Origin of the sequence: Chryseobacterium sp. SC28 (assembly GCF_003932955.1) — a bacterium.
In the GTDB taxonomy this organism is placed as follows: domain Bacteria; phylum Bacteroidota; class Bacteroidia; order Flavobacteriales; family Weeksellaceae; genus Epilithonimonas.
On record NZ_QOVY01000002.1, the window covers coordinates 213713 to 232153 of the forward strand.

Annotated in this window: 16 protein-coding genes and 1 rRNA gene; all 17 read left to right on the forward strand. The window is 40.2% G+C overall.

Translation table 11 applies throughout. The features are described 5' to 3' along the window. Positions 1-411: 411 nt before the first annotated feature. Positions 412-2418 carry a thiamine pyrophosphate-dependent enzyme gene (locus tag DTW91_RS02530; RefSeq protein ID WP_228412621.1) on the forward strand — a complete coding sequence of 669 codons (2007 nt, stop codon included), beginning with the start codon at positions 412-414 and terminating at the stop codon, positions 2416-2418. Positions 2419-2561: 143 nt separating this feature from the next. After that, complete coding sequence (locus DTW91_RS02535; RefSeq protein ID WP_125201842.1) at positions 2562-3170, forward strand: TetR/AcrR family transcriptional regulator; 609 nt, start codon at positions 2562-2564, stop codon at positions 3168-3170. A 120-nt stretch (positions 3171-3290) separates the two neighbouring features. After that, positions 3291-4373 carry a 1,2-phenylacetyl-CoA epoxidase subunit PaaE gene (paaE, locus tag DTW91_RS02540; protein ID WP_125201843.1) on the forward strand — a complete coding sequence of 361 codons (1083 nt, stop codon included), beginning with the start codon at positions 3291-3293 and terminating at the stop codon, positions 4371-4373. A 396-nt stretch (positions 4374-4769) separates the two neighbouring features. Next, the gene (gene paaA / locus DTW91_RS02545; protein WP_125201844.1) at positions 4770-5729 is read left to right on the forward strand and encodes a 1,2-phenylacetyl-CoA epoxidase subunit PaaA; all 960 of its coding nucleotides are present in this window, start codon (positions 4770-4772) and stop codon (positions 5727-5729) included. A gap of 45 nt (positions 5730-5774) precedes the next feature. Further along, positions 5775-6062 (forward strand): 1,2-phenylacetyl-CoA epoxidase subunit PaaB, encoded by a 288-nt coding sequence (paaB, locus tag DTW91_RS02550; RefSeq protein ID WP_125201845.1) that lies wholly within the window; start codon positions 5775-5777, stop codon positions 6060-6062. A 246-nt stretch (positions 6063-6308) separates the two neighbouring features. Then, positions 6309-7073 (forward strand): 1,2-phenylacetyl-CoA epoxidase subunit PaaC, encoded by a 765-nt coding sequence (gene paaC / locus DTW91_RS02555; RefSeq protein ID WP_125201846.1) that lies wholly within the window; start codon positions 6309-6311, stop codon positions 7071-7073. A 128-nt stretch (positions 7074-7201) separates the two neighbouring features. After that, positions 7202-7687 (forward strand): 1,2-phenylacetyl-CoA epoxidase subunit PaaD, encoded by a 486-nt coding sequence (gene paaD, locus DTW91_RS02560; protein WP_125201847.1) that lies wholly within the window; start codon positions 7202-7204, stop codon positions 7685-7687. Positions 7688-7833: 146 nt separating this feature from the next. Continuing rightward, complete coding sequence (locus DTW91_RS02565) at positions 7834-8988, forward strand: 3-hydroxyacyl-CoA dehydrogenase NAD-binding domain-containing protein (RefSeq protein WP_125201848.1); 1155 nt, start codon at positions 7834-7836, stop codon at positions 8986-8988. Between the two features lie 184 nt (positions 8989-9172). After that, complete coding sequence (pcaF, locus tag DTW91_RS02570) at positions 9173-10378, forward strand: 3-oxoadipyl-CoA thiolase (RefSeq protein WP_125201849.1); 1206 nt, start codon at positions 9173-9175, stop codon at positions 10376-10378. An 88-nt stretch (positions 10379-10466) separates the two neighbouring features. Further along, positions 10467-12512 (forward strand): phenylacetic acid degradation bifunctional protein PaaZ, encoded by a 2046-nt coding sequence (gene paaZ / locus DTW91_RS02575; RefSeq protein WP_125201850.1) that lies wholly within the window; start codon positions 10467-10469, stop codon positions 12510-12512. Between the two features lie 50 nt (positions 12513-12562). Continuing rightward, positions 12563-13066, forward strand: coding sequence for an SMI1/KNR4 family protein (locus DTW91_RS02580; protein WP_125201851.1), 504 nt, complete (start codon positions 12563-12565; stop codon positions 13064-13066). 24 nt (positions 13067-13090) lie between these two features. After that, the gene (locus DTW91_RS02585; protein WP_125201852.1) at positions 13091-13846 is read left to right on the forward strand and encodes an enoyl-CoA hydratase/isomerase family protein; all 756 of its coding nucleotides are present in this window, start codon (positions 13091-13093) and stop codon (positions 13844-13846) included. Between the two features lie 169 nt (positions 13847-14015). After that, the gene (locus DTW91_RS02590; RefSeq protein WP_125201853.1) at positions 14016-14267 is read left to right on the forward strand and encodes a type B 50S ribosomal protein L31; all 252 of its coding nucleotides are present in this window, start codon (positions 14016-14018) and stop codon (positions 14265-14267) included. A gap of 155 nt (positions 14268-14422) precedes the next feature. Beyond that, on the forward strand, positions 14423-15583 hold the full coding sequence (locus DTW91_RS02595) for a GlmU family protein (RefSeq protein ID WP_125201854.1): 1161 nt from the start codon (positions 14423-14425) through the stop codon (positions 15581-15583). A gap of 126 nt (positions 15584-15709) precedes the next feature. Continuing rightward, entirely contained in the window at positions 15710-17365 is a 1656-nt protein-coding gene (locus DTW91_RS02600) for an Ig-like domain-containing protein (RefSeq protein ID WP_228412622.1), read from the forward strand. After that, entirely contained in the window at positions 17362-17802 is a 441-nt protein-coding gene (locus tag DTW91_RS02605) for a heme-binding domain-containing protein (RefSeq protein WP_228412623.1), read from the forward strand. Before DTW91_RS02600 ends, DTW91_RS02605 begins: the two co-directional genes overlap by 4 nt. 558 nt (positions 17803-18360) lie before the next feature. Then, positions 18361-18441 (forward strand): 16S ribosomal RNA (locus DTW91_RS02610); the annotation flags it as partial.

Below are 18441 nucleotides of genomic sequence, written 5' to 3' on the forward strand. Positions count from 1 at the left end.
GGAACACCAATTTTATTTCTGCATCCAAGAGATTTGCAGCTAAGGTGTTTCATTTATCTTGTTTAATCTTCAAAACTACAAAATTTAAATTTTTATTTTGTGATGAAGCGGATATTTCAACATATATTTTATTTTGAATAGCTATTATCCGATTTCAGCTTCCGATCTTTATATATTTTCAGCTGCCTCAATTGTACTTTTCCGATAAACATGCCTTCTTAATACTTTGAAAAACTAACGAACATTTGTTAGTTAAATAAAAATGCGTAAGTTTGTTTAAATCACATTCATCGTATTAATTTTAGAATTAAGTGATTGATTGTCAAATGTTTAAATATGAATATTACGGAAAAACATTTTTTAAACAAAGAAATTTCTCAGACTGACTTACTCAAATCAGCCTATCGTCTGATGTTTACAGCAAAAACGATGACCGATTTGTTCGAGCAGGAAAAAAAAATCACTTCCAAATACGTTCACGCCACTTCCCGCGGTCACGAGGCAATTCAGCTCGCTTTGGGACTGCAGTTGTTGCCACAGGATTTCGTGAGTCCTTATTATAGAGACGATTCTATTTTACTCGGAATGGGCATCACGCCTTACGAATTGATGCTTCAGCTTTTAGCAAAACGAGACGACCCATTTTCGGGCGGAAGAACTTATTATTCTCACCCAAGTCTGAGACGCGACGATTTCCCGAAAATCATTCATCAAAGTTCCGCAACAGGAATGCAGGCAATTCCGACAACAGGAATTGCCATGGGAATGAAATACAAAGAAGAAATCGGAATCGCTGAAAACATAGACGAAAAACCAATTGCAGTCTGCTCTCTCGGTGACGCAAGTTGCACGGAAGGCGAAGTTTCGGAAGCGTTCCAAATGGCAGCTTTGAAACAACTTCCGATTCTTTATTTGGTTCAGGACAACGAATGGGATATTTCTGCCAGCGCAGAAGAAATCCGAGCACAAAATATTACTGAATATATGCGCGGTTTCAACGGCATCGAAACCAGAACAATCGACGGAACAGATTTTATGAAATCCTACGAAACCGTCAAAGAATGCATCAAAATAATCCGTGAAGAACGCCGACCGATGCTGATTCACGCCAAAGTTCCTTTACTCAATCATCACACCTCCGGTGTACGAAAAGAATGGTATCGAGATGATTTGGAAAAATGCGCGAAGAATGACCCATTAATCAAACTTAGAAATCAACTTTCAGACATCAGCATAGAAGATTCCGAAATTGAAACCATTGAAAAAGAAGTTGCAGAACTCGTAAGAACCGATTTCGAAAATGCCATTTTAGCAGAAGACCCAAAACCGGAAGATGCTTACCAACACGATTTCGCTCCAACGCCAATCACCGAAGAAAAAGGAGAACGTTGCCCAAGTGGGAAAATCCCGACGGTAATGGTAGATTGCGCGCTATTTGCCATCAGAGAATTGATGGCAAAACATCCGGAAGCCTTATTATATGGAGAAGATGTGGGATTGAGGTTGGGCGGCGTTTTCCGCGAAGCGATTACTTTGGCGGCACAATTTGGAGAGAAACGGGTTTTCAACACACCGATTCAGGAAGCGTTTATCATAGGTTCAACAGTCGGAATGAGTGCAGTCGGGCTGAAGCCGATTGTCGAAGTCCAGTTCGCAGATTACATTTGGCCGGGCTTGAATCAATTATTTAGCGAAGTTTCCAGAAGTTGCTATTTATCCAATGGCAAATGGCCGGTTTCAATGATTCTTCGGGTGCCGATTGGTGCTTACGGAAGCGGTGGGCCTTATCATTCCAGTTCCGTGGAAAGTGTTTTGACGAATATCAAAGGAATCAAAATTGCGTATCCATCAACTGGCGCAGATTTGAAGGGCCTGATGAAAGCCGCTTTCTACGACCCAAATCCCGTTATAATGTTGGAACACAAAGGATTGTATTGGTCAAAAATCGAAGGCACAGAGAAAGCAAAAACCATAGAACCCGACGAAAATTACATCATTCCGTTTGGGAAAGCCCGAGAAGTTTTGCTTTGCGAAAATCGCCGGGACAAAGCAACTTTGACCATCATCACTTACGGAATGGGTGTTTATTGGGCATCCAATGCAGCGAAGGAATTTGATGATCAAATCGAAATCATTGATTTGAGAACGCTCGCACCGTTAGATGAAGACCGCGTTTTCGAAAGTGTGAAAAAACACAACCGTTGCATCGTTTTGACGGAAGAACCTGTCAATAATAGTTTTGCCCAAAGCTTGGCAGCAAGAATCAATGAAAACTGTTTCAGACACTTGGACGCTCCGGTAAAAGTCGTTGGAGCGAAAAATTTGCCGGCAATTCCTATCAATTCTATATTGGAACAGGAAATGCTGCCGAACACACAGAAATTAATTAGAGAAATAGAACAACTTTTGAAGTATTAGTTGATAGTTGTTGGTTGTCAGTTGATAGATTGATTATAAATCTTAGTTGAGCGTCAGCGCCTTTGTGAACCTTAAAATTTTTTCAATAATGTGAAAAAAAAATCTTTGTGGACTTTGTGTTCAATAAACAAGATTAATTTAAAATGGAATTAGATTTAATTACAGATAAAAAAATTAAAATCAATAAAAAAGAATTGATTTTATCCGAAGCCGCAACGCTTTTCAAAGAGAAAGGTTTCGGCCGAACCAGCATGCGCGACCTTGCCGAAAAAGTGGGAATGGAAGCCGCAAGTATGTACAACCACATCAAATCCAAAGACGAAATTCTCGAATTGATTTGCTTCAAAATCGCCCATCAATACATTTCCCAACTTCAGGAAATAGAAAATACAAACCAGACTTTTCAGGAAAAACTGAACGCTATTATCGGACTGCACGTCCAGTTGATTATCGAAGATGCAGCATCAGTTTCTGTAGCGAACAACGATTGGAAATATTTAAGCGAAGAAAAAAAGAATCAATACAAAAAAGCAAGAAAATCCTATGAAAAAAGCTTTGCCAACATCATAGAACAAGGAATGCAAAACGGCGAATTCCAAAAAATGAACGTGTCCGTCGCACTTTTCACAATTTTATCTTCTTTAAGGTGGATAGAGCTTTGGTACAAACCAAGCCGCGAAATCACGCCACAAGAATTGGAAGATGATTTGAAAACATTATTAATGAAAGGAATGCTGAAAGAAGATAGATAATAGATAGTAGATTGCTGAATAAACATTTAGCTTAGTTAAGTTTTACGCCTTTGTGAGCCTTAAAATATTTTCAATAATGTAAAAAAAATCTTTGTGCACTTTGTGTTCAAAAAAAATACAATGTCAGTAAATTTTCACCCTTTAATCGTCAAAAAAGTCAAGAAAGAAACGCAGGATTGTGTTTCCGTAAGTTTTGATGTGCCTGCAGAATTGGCAGAACAGTTCAGATTCACGCAAGGCCAATACCTGACTTTCCGACAAATCAATGGCAATGAGGAACTTCGCCGGTCCTACTCAATCTGTGCAAGTCCACACGAAAACGAGTTGAAAGTCGCTGTGAAAAAAGTTCCCGAAGGTCTCTTCTCTTCTTTTATGAATGAAAATCTGAAAGAAGGCGACATTTTGGAAGTAATGCCTCCAATGGGAAAATTCTACACAGAACTGAATCCCGAAAACAAAAAAACTTACGTTGCTTTTGCTGCAGGAAGTGGAATCACACCAATTATTTCCATCATCAAATCAGTTTTGAAAAACGAGCCTCAAAGCCAGTTCATTCTGATTTACGGAAACAAAAACAAAGCGAGCATCATTTTCAAAGAAGAAATCGAAGCTTTGAAAAACCGTTTTATGGAACGCCTCAGCATTTATCATATTCTCAGCCGTGAGGTTGCAGATGCCGATTTGTTGAGTGGCAGAATTAATTCAGAGAAAGCAAAATCATTCCTTAATAATATCATTCCCGCAGAAAAAATCGATGAGGTTTTCCTTTGCGGACCGGAAGAAATGATTCTCAGCGTGCGAGACACTTTGGTCACTTCCGGCGTGGATGCCAAGAAGATTCACTTCGAATTGTTCTTCAGCGCAGCCTCGGCCGAAAAGAAAAAAGAACACGAGGCGGCAATCAATAAATCGGATGACGTTTTTAGCAAAGTCACCGTCAAGTTGGATGCCACCGCTCTGAAATTAGATTTAGCCTACCACGGGCCAACTATTTTGGACGCCGCTTTGCAAAACGGAGCCGACTTGCCATACGCCTGCAAAGGCGGTGTTTGCGCCACTTGCAAATGCAAACTGGAAAAAGGCGAAGTCGTGATGGACATCAATTATTCCTTGGAACCGGACGAGATTGCCGCAGGATTTATCCTGTCTTGCCAAGCGCATCCGAGGTCGGAGGAAGTGGTTGTGAATTTTGATATAAAGTAAACCAACAAGCCACAAAGTGGCGATATAAACCAGCATGGGTGAAGCTTTATGAAATTGTGAATTTTGATATTAAATAAAATAAAAAATTATGGCAGCTTAATCCGCCTTCCGCTCCCAATCTTTTTTGCAGACAATTTGTCTTCAATAGAAAACGAAGTAAAAGCAAAAAAGGATTTCCGCTCAAGTCGGGCTGCAGATCCAGCATAAAAGGAGAGTAAGTCATAACCAATAACGTTAAAATTAATTCTTATATAAGTTCACGCCTTTGTGAGCCTTAAAACAATTAGTAATAAAAAAACTTTGCTGAGTTTACGCCTTTGCGAACTTAAAACAGTAGAATAAATAAAAAACTTTGCGCGCTTTGCGTTTAAATAAATTCCATTAAACCAAAACATTATGGAAACAACAGAAATCAATTTAGAAGAACATTTTCAGAATAAAATAGACAGCGAAATCCGCATCGAACCAAAAGACTGGATGCCGGACGCGTACAGAAAAACCCTGATTCGTCAGATTTCTCAGCACGCCCATTCCGAAATTGTAGGAATGCTGCCGGAAGCCAACTGGATTACGCGCGCCCCAACTTTGAACCGAAAGAAAATCCTTTTGGCAAAAGTTCAGGACGAGGCCGGTCACGGTTTGTATCTCTATTGTGCAGCAGAAACTTTGGGCGTAACAAGGGACGAAACCATCAACGACTTACATTCCGGAAAAGCCAAATATTCCAGCATTTTCAACTATCCAACGTTGACCTGGGCAGATATGGGCGCAATCGGCTGGCTTGTAGACGGTGCTGCGATTCTTAATCAGGTGCCACTTTGCCGCGCTTCTTACGGGCCTTACGCCAGAGCGATGGTTCGGATTTGCAAGGAAGAAAGTTTCCACCAGAGACAAGGCTACGAGCTGATGATGAAACTCGCGCAGGGTTCGCCGGAGCAGAAGGCAATGGCTCAGGATGCGCTCAACCGTTGGTGGTGGCCGACTTTGATGATGTTCGGACCCAAAGATGCCGAATCCGGAAACACAGAACTCTCGATGAAATGGCGCATCAAACGCTTCACGAATGACGAACTGAGACAGCGTTTCGTAGATGTAACGGTTCCTCAGGCAGAATATCTGGGCTTGACGATTCCCGACCCGGACTTGAAATTCAATGAAGAAACCGGACATTACGAATTCGGAGAAATCGATTGGGCCGAGTTCTGGAATGTCGTGAAAGGCAACGGGCTTTGCAACAAAGAAAGAATCGAAACCCGCAAAAAAGCTTTCGATGACGGCGCTTGGGTACGAGAAGCCGCAACTGCTTACCACGAAAAAAGAAAATTAAAAGAAGAACAAAACAGAAAAACAGTTTAATATAAGCCGGAAGATTAAAATCTATTATCTCTAATCTGAAATATTATGCAAAATACAGAATGGCCGCTTTGGGAGGTCTTCATCAGAAGCAGACAAGGCCTCGACCACAAGCACGTGGGCAGTCTCCACGCGGCAGATGCCGAAATGGCAATCCAAAACGCACGCGATGTTTACACCAGAAGGATGGAAGGCGTCAGTATTTGGGTGGTAGAATCCAAGCACATCCACGCCAGCAATCCCGATGATTCCGAGGCTTTTTACGAACCTTCCGAGGACAAAGTTTACCGCCACCCGACGTTTTACCACGTTCCGGAAGAGGTGAAAAATATGTAATCTAATTATGCGGGCAGCTATTTCCGCCTGTAGTTTGTCCTGAGCGAAGGCGAAAGGATCCCAATCTTTTTGTCCAGCTTTTTCAGCCACAAAAAAGGATTTACACTCAAGTAGGGCTGCAGATTCAACATAAAAAAACTATTGATATTCGAGATGTCATCCTGAGCGGAGTCGAAGGATTTGGCGAACTTTAAAACATTGTAATAAATAAAAACTTTGCACGCTTTGCGTTCAAATTCAAAACAAATGGAAAACAATAAAAACAAATGGCTCAATTATCTCCTGCACCTCGCAGACACAAGCCTGATTCTCGGACAACGTTTATGCGAATGGTGCGGAAAAGGTCCGGTATTGGAACAGGATATTGCCTTGTCGAACATCGCGTTAGATTTGCTGGGAGAATCTTCCAACTACTATCAATATGCTGCTGAGATTCAGAATGGGGGCAAAACCGAAGACGATTTGGCTTTCCTCAGAAACGAACGTGAGTTCAAGAATCTGTTGTTGGTGGAAAAGGAAAACGGCCATTTCGGAGACACCATTGCCAGACAGTTTTTCTTCGATGCTTATCATCATTTGTTATTGACAGAACTGAAACACAATTCCGATTTGAAACTCGCTTCCATCGCAGAAAAATCTTTGAAAGAAGTAACTTATCACTTGAAATGGAGCAGCGAATGGATGATTCGTCTCGGCGACGGTACAGAAGAAAGTCACAGCAAAATCCAGAAGTCGGTCAACGATCTGGTGGATTTTACGGACGAAATGTTCATTCCGACAAACTGGGAATTAGAATTAATCGAGCAGAACATCATCCCCGACATCAGAACCTTCCAAACCAAATGGGAAACCAAAGTTCGGGAAATCCTGAACGAAGCTACTTTGACAATCGATTTCGAAAAATCAAGAAAACTAAAAGGCGGAAAAGACGGTAAACACACCGAGAAAATGGGTTACATCTTAGCAGAAATGCAAATAATGCAACGCACATATCCTAATATGGAATGGTAAGATAAAGGAGTAAAGTAAAATTATCTTTGAGTTCTTTGATAAGTTTTACGCTTGCGAACTTAAAAATGTTTTCAATATTGATAAAAAATCTTTGCGGACTTTGCGTTCAAAAGGAATTACAATAAAAAATGACAATCACAGAAAACGACTTATGGCAAATCTTAAAGGAAATTCCCGACCCGGAAGTTCCCGTTCTCAATCTTTTGGATTTGGGAATCATACGCGATGTGAGAATCAATGGCGAGGAAATCGAAGTGGTAGTGACGCCAACTTACTCCGGTTGTCCCGCTACATCGATGATTAATATGTCGATTAAACTGAAACTGATTGAAAAAGGTTTCAAAAATATCAAAATCACAAACCAATTGAGTCCGGCCTGGACCACCGACTGGATGACCGAAGAAGGAAAACAAAAACTGAAAGCTTACGGCATTGCGCCACCTGTTTATTCAAAAAATAATGAAGAATTATTTTCAAAAACAGATGAGGTCGAGTGTCCGCTTTGCAGTTCAAAACATACCCATTTGGTCAGTCAGTTTGGTTCCACAGCCTGCAAAGCATTATACCAATGTGACGATTGCAAAGAACCTTTTGATTATTTTAAATGCCATTAATTGGTTGTCAGTTGATAGTTTATAGTTGTCAGATTTAATAGTAAACCTTTGAGTTCCCGGCTAAGCTTTACGCCTTTGCGAACTTAAAAATGTTTTCAATAATGGATAAAAAAACTTTGCGCACTTTGCGTTAAAAATATTAGGAGATGAAAATAGGAATAGTCGGCAGCGGTGCGATGGGAAGCGGAATAGCACAGGTTTTGGTAACAGCCGGAAACGAGGTTTTGTTGTACGACAGCAATCCAATTGCCATAGAAAAAGCCGGTCAAATTCTTGAAGCTCAGTTTCAGAAACTGGCTGAGAAAGGCAAAGTGACATTCGAAGAAGCGGAAACTTATTTTGATAAGATCCGACTGAGCGACAAAATATCAGAACTAAAAGATTCAGAATTAATCATCGAAGCTATTGTTGAAGATTTGGAAACCAAGAAAGACTTATTCCAAAAATTGGAAAGTCTCGTTTCCGAAGATTGCATTTTGGCGACCAATACTTCATCTTTATCCATTGCGTCCATTGCATCGGCTTGTCAGAAACCGGAACGTGTGATTGGCATTCACTTTTTCAATCCGGCGCCGCTGATGGCTTTGGTGGAGCTTATTCCTGCGGTTCAGACGGATCCAGATTTGGTTTCAAAAGTAAAAAGCCTTGTCGAAAACTGGAAAAAACTTCCGGTTATTGCAAAAGATACACCCGGATTTATTGTAAACCGCGTCGCAAGACCATTTTACGGAGAAGCGATTCGGATTTTGGAAGAAGGAGTCGCCGACTGTGCAACGATTGATTTTGCAATGACAAGTTTGGGTGGATTCAAAATGGGACCGTTTCAGCTGATGGATTTCATTGGCCACGATGTGAATTACCGAGTGACGGAAACGGTCTTCAAAGAATTTTTCTACGACCCGAAATTCAAACCGTCATTTACCCAAAAACGATTATTCGAAGCTGGCTATTTTGGAAGAAAATCCGGAAAGGGATTTTATGATTATGCTCAAAATGCCGAACAGCTAAAACCCAATGAAAATCCTGAATTATTGCAAATAATCTTCAAAAGAATCTTGATAATGCTAATGAATGAAGCCGCAGATGCACTTTTCTTAAATATTGCTTCAGCAGAAGACATCGATTTGGCTATGGCAAAAGGCGTGAATTATCCAAAAGGTTTATTGAAATGGGCAGACGAATTCGGCTTGGAAAATCTTCAAAACGAACTCGACGAAATGTATCATTTCTACCACGAAGACCGCTACCGATGCAGTCCGATTATCAGAAACTTAGTAAAACAAAATAAAAAATTTTATTAATTATTTGAACACGAACTACACAAGAAATTCTTGTGATGAGGTTGTAAATTTACAAAAGCACAAAATATAAGAGAAACTATTTTCATTAGCCTTTATAAGCGAAGCGGCTTTGTGAAACTTTGAAATCAATAATCTTTGTGAGCTTCGTCGTCAAAAAACAATCACGCATCATCAATCATAAAAAATGAACAATGCATATATAATAGATGGCATCCGAACGCCGATTGGAAAATTGAAAGGGAGTTTATCCACCGTTCGTCCCGATGATATGGCGGCTTTTGTCATCAAAAATTTATTGGAAAGAAACCCGAATATCGACCAAAGTAAAATCTACGACGTCGTTTTAGGTTGTGCCAACCAGGCCGGCGAGGACAACCGAAATATCGCAAGAATGTCGGCTTTGCTTTCGGGTTTGGACTATCACGTTCCCGGCGAAACGGTCAACAGGCTTTGCGCTTCTGGTTTGTCGGCAGCGATTAATGCAGCGAGAGCCATTCAGGTTGGCGATGCCGATTTGATGATTTCCGGCGGCGTCGAGAATATGACGCGCGGACCACTGGTCATTTCAAAATCGGAAAGTCCTTTTGGTGGCGATGCACAAATCTACGATACCACTTTCGGCTGGCGATTCATCAATCCGAAAATGAAAGAAATGTACGGCGCAGAGGCGATGGGCCAAACGGCAGAAAATCTGGCTGAGCGCGATCATATTTCCCGTGCAGACCAGGATTTATTTGCCTTCAATTCTCAACAAAAAGCTAAATTGGCTCAGGACAATGGAAGATTGTCTCAAGAAATTGTGGCAATTAATATTCCTCAAAAAAAAGGCAACGATTTGATTTTCGATAAAGATGAATTCCCAAAAAATAATACAACTTTGGAAGGCTTATCAAAATTAAGAGCCGCTTTCAAAAAAGATGGAACAGTTACGGCGGGAAATTCTTCGGGATTGAACGATGGCGCAGCAGTTAATTTGTTAGCTTCAGAAAATGCGATTAAAGAATTTGGATTAACGCCAAAAGCAAGAATTGTAAGCAGTGCAGTTGTCGGTGTAGAACCCAGATTTATGGGAATTGGTCCTGTGAAAGCAGCAGAATTAGCTTTGCAAAAAGCAGGATTGACTTTCAATGATCTTGATATTATTGAATTGAATGAAGCGTTCGCTGCACAAAGTTTAGCCTGCATCCGAGCTTGGGGATTGGATGACAACGATTCCAGAATCAATCCGAACGGCGGCGCGATTGCATTTGGTCATCCACTTGGAATGAGCGGTGCCAGAATCCTAAATTCGGCAATGTATGAGCTTCAAAACCAAAATAAAAAATATGCTTTAGTCACTATGTGTGTTGGCTTGGGACAAGGTTTTGCGGTGATTATTGAGAAAGTTTAGTGAATCGTAAAATGTATTTACGATTGACATTGAACTTATTTTAGGTCATTAATACATTTTACATCATACATCAATACAAAAAAATATTATGCAACTAGAAAATTACGCGCTCGGCAGATGGACAAAAGGTGAGGGAGAAGGGCAGGCTCTGTACAATTCCATCAACGGCGATTTGGTGGCAACGGCAACTTCCAAAGGTTTGGATTTTGCTGAAATGATGGATTACGCCAGAAAAATTGGCGGTCCGGCTCTGCGAAAACTGACTTTTCAGGAACGAGGATTGATGTTGAAGAAACTCGCTTTTCATCTTTTGGAAAAGAAAGAAACCTTCTACAAAGTGAGCTGGGCAACCGGCGCAACCCGAGCGGACAGCTGGGTAGATATCGAAGGTGGCATCGGAAATCTTTTTGCGAATGCATCACTTCGAAGACAATTTCCCGACTTACCTTATTATATAGATGGCGAATCGGTAAAACTTTCCAAGGAAGGAACGTTCATTGGTCACCACATTTGCACGCCGAAACGTGGGGTTGCGATTCATATCAATGCGTTTAATTTTCCGGTTTGGGGAATGTTGGAAAAAATTGCGGTCAATCTTCTCGCTGGCGTTCCGGCAATCGTGAAACCTGCAACAGCAACAAGTTTTTTGACAGAAGTTGTGGTTAAAGAAATTATCGCTTCCCAAATTTTACCAGAAGGAAGTTTGCAATTGATTTGCGGCTCGGCCAACGGAATTCTGGAAAGTGTGACCAGTGAAGATGTTGTGACCTTTACAGGTTCCGCTTCCACTGGGAAAATGCTGAAATCTCATCCAAAAATTATCGAAGAATCGGTGCCTTTCAATTTGGAAGCCGATTCTTTAAACGCAATGGTTTTGGGCGAAGATGCAAAACCCGGAACTACGGAATTTGATCTGTTCATCAAAGAAGCAGTTCGTGAAATGACGACCAAGGCCGGGCAAAAATGTACGGCGGTCAGAAGGATTTTAGTGCCTGTCAATTTGGTAGAGGATGTTCAGATTGCGCTCGGACAAATACTTTCCACCGTTGTCATCGGCGATCCGAATGTCGAAGGCGTACGGATGGGCGCTTTGGCGAATAAAGACCAAGTGAAAGAAGTTTCCGGAAAAATTCACGAATTATCCAAAACTCAGGAAATTGTTTTCGGAAATTTGGACGATTTTGATGTGAAAGGTGCGGATAAAAACAAAGGCGCATTCATTCCCCCGATTTTATTCCTTAATTCAGACCCTTTTAAATATACAGATTGCCATAATATTGAAGCTTTCGGGCCAGTCAGTACGATTATTCCTTATCATAATATTGATGAAGCGATTGAGTTGGCAAGAATGGGAAAAGGTTCGCTTTGCTGTTCTGTTGTGACTGCGGATGACGATTTTGCAAGAGAATTTGTCCTCGGAGCTGCATCGATGCACGGGCGGATTTTAGTTCTCAATTCCGATTGCGCGAAAGAAAGTACAGGTCACGGTTCGCCTTTGCCAATGCTGGTTCACGGCGGTCCGGGAAGAGCAGGCGGTGGCGAGGAAATGGGCGGAAAACGTGGCGTTCTTCATTATATGCAACGCACGGCGATTCAGGGTTCGCCAACGACTTTGACGCATATCACGCAGCAATATCAATATGGCGGAAAACAGTTTGAGGACAATATTCATCCATTCAGGAAACATTTTGAAGAACTGAGGATCGGCGAGACTTACATCACGGCAAAACATACGGTTACCGAAGCAGATATTACTAATTTCGCCAATGTTTCCGGTGACAATTTCTATGCGCATATGGACGCCACATCTTTGGAAGGAACTATTTTCGAAGGCCGGGTAGCGCACGGCTATTTTGTTCTGAGCAAAGCAGCGGGATTATTTGTGGATCCGAGAAAAGGTCCGGTTTTACTCAATTACGGGCTGGACGATTGCCGATTTGTAAAACCCGTTTATCCCGGCACAACGATTGGCGTTCGGTTTACCTGCAAAGAAAAAATCAGTCAGGAAAAACGCGACGAAGATGATATTGCCAAAGGAATCGTACGCTGGCTCGTGGATGTTTATGACGAAACCGGAGAAACTGTCGCGATTGCTACGATTTTGACGATGGTGAAAAAGCTTAATCAAGAGTAAAAACTAGAACAAACAAACAACGCAACAATTCAATTTAAAATGAAATATTAATGAAAGAATTATTACTTGCGATTTCATTTTTATCTATTGGACTTGGAGAAGTAAAAGAATCTGTAACAAAAAATCAGATTCAGAATCAATGGCTGGGATTTGAACCTGTTTCATCGGAACAGATTATTAACACAGAGAAAAGATTAAATATTAAACTTCCGGAAGATTATAAAATGTTTCTTCAAATTACTAATGGTTTCATAGCTCCTAATTCAGTTGAACCAAGTTTTATGAAGGTTGAAGAAATTGATTATTTAAAGAACATTGATAAATTTACTATTGAAGCATATAATTTACCAGAACTTGAAAATAGCATTTTAGTTGCTGGAAAAGATGAGGAACAATATTTTTTATTAATTCCACCAAAAAATGAAAATGAGAAATGGAAATATTGGAAATTTGCGAATTGGATGGCAGGAGAACAAGAATTTGTGAATCTGGAAACATATTTCAAAAATGTTTTAGAGTTTACTGAGAAACAATATAAAATTAAAAATGAATAAAACTTTACTTTCAAAAATAAAATAATGGAAGCTTACGTAAAATCAACCATAGAAAACGGAATCGGAGCCATCGAGTTTTTCCATCCGCAAAGCAACTCGATGCCGAGTGCGCAGCTTAAAAATCTTGTAGAAGAAATTGAAAAAATTGGAAAGAATGACGACGCAAAAGTTATCATTTTGAAAAGCGGTGGCGAAAAAGCCTTTTGTGCAGGCGCATCTTTCGACGAACTGATTTCCATTCAAGACTTTGAAACCGGGAAAACATTTTTCTCAGGATTTGCTAATGTTATCAATGCGATGCGAAAATCCCCTAAACTCATTATTGCAAGAATTCACGGAAAAGCTGTTGGAGGCGGCGTTGGAATTGCGTGTGCGGCGGATTATACTTTCGCTACAGAAAATGCTTCTGTTAAATTGAGTGAATTGGCTATCGGAATCGGGCCTTTCGTGATCGGGCCGGTTGTTGAAAAAAAGATTGGAACTTCGGCTTTTGCTCAATTGGCTATTAATTCGACCGAATTTTACTCTGCAGAATGGGCGAGAGAGAAAAATATGTTCCAGGATATGTACGAAACCACCGAGGAAATGGATGCAGAAATCCAAATTCTGGCAGAAAAATTAGCAAATTCCAACCCCGAAGCAATGCGAAAACTGAAAGAGATGTTTTGGAAAGGAACCGAAGATTGGGACAAACTTCTAAGTGAACGTGCTGAAATCAGCGGAAAATTGGTTCTGTCGGATTTTACGGTGAATGCAATCCACCGTTTCAAGAAAAAATAATGAAAATGGATTAAAAAATTTGGAAACTAAGAAAAAATTCCTATTTTTGCATCCTCAAAACCAGAGTCGTAGGATCCATTAGTCCACTACTCACGAACGATAACGAATATTATAACATCTGAAAAATGAAACCGCAAGGTTCATTTGATAATTGAAAAAATAAATCCAAATGAAACAAGGCATACACCCGGAAAATTATAGATTGGTAGTTTTCAAAGATATGAGTAACGACGAAATGTTCCTTTGCAAATCTACCGCCGAAACGAGAGACACTATCGAGTTCGAAGGTGCAGAATACCCTTTGGTAAAAATGGAAATCTCTTCTAGCTCGCACCCTTTCTACACAGGTAAAACCAAATTGGTGGACACCGCTGGTAGAGTAGACAAGTTTATGAACAAATACAAAAAATTCGCTAAATAATCTTTGGCAGATTTTATAAAATATCAAACCTTTCGGATTTTCCGGGAGGTTTTTTTGTTAATTTTGCTAAAGATAGAAATTAGACTTTAGAAGTTGGAAATTAGATTTCAAACACTTTTTGTCTAAGTTATAAGATTAAATCTAACATCTAAAAAATGCAGCTCGTTTTTTCAGACGCTCAATATTGGGAAGATTTTCTCCCACTTACTTTTACAAGACCCGTCGCAGAAATGCGGATGGGAATCCTGACTTTCTCGGAAAGATGGCAAAAACTTCTCGAGATCGACGAGGTTTTCTACATCACAGAAAATTATCTTCAGGAGAAATTCCCGAAACCGGAACCAGCGCAAAGTCTTTTCATCGTCCCGAATTTCTTCCCGTCGGAAGCAGTTTTGCAGCAAATCAAAGCGTTGAAGCCTGGCGAAGCCTTGGTTTATGACAACGAAGTTTTGGTGGCGAATGTCAATATGGAAAATTTTTCTCTTAATCAAATCAATAAAATGACCGATATTACAGAGAAATTATTATTCATAGAACAACCAACCGATATCTTTTTCCACAACGATTTTGCGATTAATTTTGATTTTGAATTAATGACAAATGGAAAAACTTCTCAAGAATTATCAGCAACCAACGGATTCATTGGCGAAAAAGAAAATCTTTTTATAGAAGAAGGCGCCGTTGTAGAATTTTGCACGCTTAATTGCAAAACCGGAAAAATCTACATCGGAAAGAATGCCGAAATGATGGAAGGATCCAACATCCGAGGATCTCTTGCGCTTTGCGAAGGCTCAAAAATAAATCTCGGAACCAAACTCTATGGCGGCACTACGATTGGCCCGCATTCCAAAGTTGGTGGCGAGGTCAATAATGTCGTCATTTTCGGATATTCCAACAAAGGTCACGACGGTTTTTTAGGAAATTCCGTGCTCGGCGAATGGTGCAATCTGGGCGCAGACACCAACTCCTCGAACCTGAAAAATAATTATGCGTCTGTCAAACTTTGGAATTACAGAAAGAAGCGATTCCTCGATACCGGCTTGCAATTTTGTGGATTGATAATGGGCGATCATTCCAAAACCGCGATTAATACGCAACTCAATACAGGAACGGTGATTGGCGTTGCGGCCAATATTTTCAAATCGGGATTTCCTCCCAATCTGGTGGACAGCTTCTCGTGGGGCGGGATGAAAGGCGATGAGAAATTTCGGCTGGACAAAGCCTACGACGTGGCCGAAAAAGCAATGGAACGCAGAAACATCGCCCTTACCGAAACGGACAAAGATATTTTGAAATATATTTACAATGAGTTCTGATTTTGGAACTCTTTTTTTTGTTTCTAAAAATGATTAGCTTTTAAGGTGGAGGATCAAAGTTTGCTTATTTTTGCTGATTAAGATTTTAGTCAGACATCTGATCTCCAAATTCTAACCTCATATATAATGATGAAGCAGTATCTCTTGTGGCTTTTTGCATCGATTGTTTTGGTAAGTTGTGCCCGAGTGGGCTCTCCGGTGGGCGGCGCCAAAGACTCGATTCCGCCGAAAATGATCGGTTCTAATATTGATACCACGAGAGTCAATGTGTCCAGAAACATCAAAGAACTGAGAATAGATTTTGATGAATATATTAGCCTGAAAGATATCAGTAAAAATCTGATTATATCGCCACCCATCCAATATACCAAGATTATTCCTTCATCCATCGGCAACAAATATTTGCAAATCCAATGGAAAGATACCTTGCAGGCAAACACCACTTATAATTTTAATTTCGGAAATTCTGTGGTGGATCTTAATGAAGGCAATGTTTTGCCGTATTTCAATTTTGCATTTTCCACCGGAGAAAAGTTGGACGATCTTTACATCAGCGGCACAATTGTAGATGCATTGGGAAATGAGAAAAATGACGACGGAAAGGAGAAAAACCTCGTTGTTGGACTCTATCAAGTGAAAGACACGATGAATTATCGGCAAAAGCCTTATTATATTTCAAAAGCCGATCCCGATGGATATTTTGAATTGAATTATTTGACACCCGGGAAATATCGAATCATCGGTTTCGATGACCAAAACTCGAATTCCATCTACGATAACGGGAAGGAAAATGTGGCTTTCTTAAAAGAAGAAATCAACCTCGAAACCAGCATTTCCGGGCTGAAATTGAAATCTTTCCCATCAAAAAAAGAAGTAACATACAAAGAAGCAACGGTTTCCACCGGTGGCGTCACAATGATATTTGATGGCAATCCCGAAAAAGTAGTTGTGAAAACGGTTGGCGAGAAGCCGGCAGATTACAAAATCACGCACAGATCGCGATCCGATTCCGTCAAAATTTGGTTTGATGCCGCCAAAGAAAATATCGGAACCTCAGTAAGCGAAAACTTAAAATTCTCCTACGATACGGGCTCAAAGCAAGATACCATTTCGATTTTTTACAAGAAACCAACGAAAGAAGATATGACTATCGCCAATCCTTTTTCTAATAAATTAGCCCCGGAAACAGATTTTAAATTCTCTTCCAATTATATTATTAATAAAATCCAGCCCGAAAACTGGAAACTGGAGGCCGATAGCTTATCTCAAAATTTCACGGCCAAGATTTCCGAGCGAGATTCTACACAAGTGATCATCAAATCCGATTTCATTGCCGGGAAAAAATACCATTTGACTGTCCCGAAAAACACCTTGAGCTCGTTTTACAACCGATTGAGCGAAAGCGTGCGTTTTGATTTCGAAGTGGCAAAGCCGGAAGAATTTGGCAGTTTTGTAGTCCATTTGAAAAATCCGCCTTCTCAGAAATTCTGGATTCAGCTGCTAAATGAAAAAAATGAACCGGCTTATCAGCAATACACCAATCTCGCGGATATTAAATTTATCAATCTGAAACCGGGCACTTACAAGCTCCGAATCTTGGTCGATAACAACGAGAACGGCGTTTGGGATAGTTCCGATTTTTCTAAAGAACTGTTGGCGGAAGATGTGTATTTATTCAGAAAATCTGGGGATAAAGAAGCGATGAGCAAAATCAGCATCCGCCCGATGTGGGAGATCAACGAAGATTGGGATATCACCAAAGAAGAACAGGTTGCCAATTGAAAAAGATAATATTATGGATTGCTGTTATTTTTCTGGGAATGCAGCTTATTCCGGTTGACAGAGCGAATAAACCGGTCAGCAAAAAGACTAATTTTGTCGATATTTATAAGACGCCGGATTCTATCAAACGAATCTTGCAAAATGCTTGCTGCGATTGCCATTCCAATGAGACCAAATATCCTAAGTATGCCTACGTGGCACCCATTTCTTGGCTGATAAAAGATCATATCAACGATGGGCGCGCGCACCTCAACTTTTCCGAGTGGGGTTCATACGGCAAAGAACTCAAAGAAAATGCGATGGAAAAAGCCGCCGCCACGGTGAAAAGCTATGAGATGCCATTGCCGGCGTATGTGAGTTATCATCCTAAAGCAAACTTGACAACAAAGCAAAGAAAAATTCTCGAGGCCTACTTTAGTCATTTAGAAATCAAATAAGTTTTACGATTGTTGAAGACTTTTATAGGATATAAATCATCTATTTTTCAGTCAAATTAAAAATCTATATGAAATTAATGTAGTTGACAACCAAGCCGGTAGTCAAAAGTTCAGTAAAAAATTAGAAATTGATTTGCAGATTAGAGAAAACTTCCTACTTTTGCAGCCGCTTTAAAAGAGCAGCGCAGAAGTATCAAATGTTTAAGTTTCGAATTTAAAAATGTGAAAAATCGCTTTAAATTTTCGAAACAAAAAGTTGCCAGATAAGAAAAACAATCTGTATTTTTGCACTCCCAAACTAGAATGATTTGGGTTTGTGTAGTAAGATTAGAAAGATTTTATTGAGTATTTTTAAGGTTGAGAAAAAAACCATAAAAAAGATTTGGTAGGATTAGAAAAAGTTTATACTTTTGCACACGCAAATTGGGGGATACAGATAAAAAGAGATCCTGAGGAAGCGTAAAGAACGACGTTCATTGACATAACATATAACAACCAAGTAAGAAAACCAAAGCGTCAATTTTAGATTGAGTTTGAGTATAGGAGACGAACAAACATACAATGGAGAGTTTGATCCTGGCTCAGGATGAACGCTAGCGGGAGGCCTAACACATGCAAGCCGAGCGGTATTTGTCTTTC

Coding starts and splice junctions, on each gene's coding strand:
- DTW91_RS02530 (WP_228412621.1), top strand. CDS start 412: ATGTTTACAGCAAAAACGATGACCGATTTGTTCGAGCAGGAAAAAAAA.
- DTW91_RS02535 (WP_125201842.1), top strand. CDS start 2,562: ATGGAATTAGATTTAATTACAGATAAAAAAATTAAAATCAATAAAAAA.
- paaE (WP_125201843.1), top strand. CDS start 3,291: ATGTCAGTAAATTTTCACCCTTTAATCGTCAAAAAAGTCAAGAAAGAA.
- paaA (WP_125201844.1), top strand. CDS start 4,770: ATGGAAACAACAGAAATCAATTTAGAAGAACATTTTCAGAATAAAATA.
- paaB (WP_125201845.1), top strand. CDS start 5,775: ATGCAAAATACAGAATGGCCGCTTTGGGAGGTCTTCATCAGAAGCAGA.
- paaC (WP_125201846.1), top strand. CDS start 6,309: ATGGAAAACAATAAAAACAAATGGCTCAATTATCTCCTGCACCTCGCA.
- paaD (WP_125201847.1), top strand. CDS start 7,202: ATGACAATCACAGAAAACGACTTATGGCAAATCTTAAAGGAAATTCCC.
- DTW91_RS02565 (WP_125201848.1), top strand. CDS start 7,834: ATGAAAATAGGAATAGTCGGCAGCGGTGCGATGGGAAGCGGAATAGCA.
- pcaF (WP_125201849.1), top strand. CDS start 9,173: ATGAACAATGCATATATAATAGATGGCATCCGAACGCCGATTGGAAAA.
- paaZ (WP_125201850.1), top strand. CDS start 10,467: ATGCAACTAGAAAATTACGCGCTCGGCAGATGGACAAAAGGTGAGGGA.
- DTW91_RS02580 (WP_125201851.1), top strand. CDS start 12,563: ATGAAAGAATTATTACTTGCGATTTCATTTTTATCTATTGGACTTGGA.
- DTW91_RS02585 (WP_125201852.1), top strand. CDS start 13,091: ATGGAAGCTTACGTAAAATCAACCATAGAAAACGGAATCGGAGCCATC.
- DTW91_RS02590 (WP_125201853.1), top strand. CDS start 14,016: ATGAAACAAGGCATACACCCGGAAAATTATAGATTGGTAGTTTTCAAA.
- DTW91_RS02595 (WP_125201854.1), top strand. CDS start 14,423: ATGCAGCTCGTTTTTTCAGACGCTCAATATTGGGAAGATTTTCTCCCA.
- DTW91_RS02600 (WP_228412622.1), top strand. CDS start 15,710: ATGATGAAGCAGTATCTCTTGTGGCTTTTTGCATCGATTGTTTTGGTA.